This is a genomic window from Oleiphilus sp. HI0043 (assembly GCF_001634935.1).
On the sequence record NZ_LWEY01001668.1, the window covers coordinates 1 to 1188 of the forward strand.

The 1188-nt window shown below is 42.8% G+C and carries 2 protein-coding genes; one reads left to right on the forward strand and one right to left on the reverse strand.

Annotated features, from left to right (window positions below; genetic code table 11):
• A partial coding sequence (locus A3729_RS25400) for a hypothetical protein (RefSeq protein ID WP_156498132.1) occupies nt 1–641 on the reverse strand: 641 nt, incomplete at its 3' end.
• Nucleotides 642–825: 184 nt separating this feature from the next.
• Here A3729_RS25400 and A3729_RS25405 point away from each other — a divergent pair.
• Nucleotides 826–1188: TAXI family TRAP transporter solute-binding subunit (locus tag A3729_RS25405; RefSeq protein ID WP_197476083.1), on the forward strand; the 363-nt coding region annotated here is incomplete at its 3' end.

Consider the following 1188-nt stretch of genomic DNA (forward strand, 5'->3'; position numbering starts at 1 on the left):
ATCGCGTCAGCACCATGTGACGCCACAAACGCCTGCCCTAAATACAAACTTCCAAACATTCTGACCAAACCTAAGGCATAGGTATATTCCTCACCCTCATTAAGTAGGTTTACGAAGGACAAAATATCGCTTTGACTACTGGAGGCATACAGATAAGAAACTTGCCTTCTCCAGCTATACGCCTGACCGACCATAATATGTGCCTCTTCATAAATCTTATCGACCCTTCCTGCCTCATTTCCGCGAATAAAACCGTCCTTTTCAAACTTTTCCTTAAGACTTAGTAAGTACTTGCTACTAGCGTTAGAACTTAATTTTTCGCTTAGATCCAGAATACGACCATAAGCCCGCTTCTTAACAGCATCAAGCTTTGAAACCAAGAAGGAGTCACTCTTCCAAGAGACAACAACAGTTATATCTCGTATCGTTTCCAAGTCTTCGATAAGTTCTGTTGATTGGCGAAGATAGTTAAAGCCAGAGCGAGTGTGCTGTGCTTGTTCTAGTTGCTGATGCGCATTAAATGCTAACTGCACAGCAAACAGAGCCAAGGGGATCGCGAAAACCGATGAGATCAACATAAACTTACCACGGTAAGTTAATCGATTCATCAGCAAAAATATCGGTTGAATCAGCTTATTCATAGCGAAAAGAAACTGCTTGTTAAGGGCCTTCAATAAGTGTACCAGCATAATTCTGTTTTTCTCTTTCACAACAATATCGTGTAGAAAATCTTTTCCAAAAAGATTATTCTTCAATGAAAAGGGTAAGGTGCTGATACAAGCAGCTTCAATAAGGAAACGTATGCTAGGTCGTAGGTCAAAAACTTTGAGTTTGTTCGGCAAATTGAAGCTGGCTAAGCTTTGTATTTTCGTCTTTCTTTTCGGCAGTTCCGAGCTCAGCCTTGCTCGTGACAAGCACTATATGATTGTCGGTACCGGTGGTGTCACCGGAGTGTATTATCCAACAGGCGGCGCAGTATGCAGGATGATCAATCGTCAACGTTCCGAGCACGGTATACGCTGTGGCGTTGAAAGCACCCAGGGATCATTGTACAACTTACGAAAAGTCAGAGAACTGGACTTGGATATGGCAGTTGTTCAGTCCGACTGGCAATATCACGCAGTACAAGGCAGTGAAGTATTTTCCTCAGAAGGCAGAGACCCAGCGTTACGCTCAGTATTTTCTATT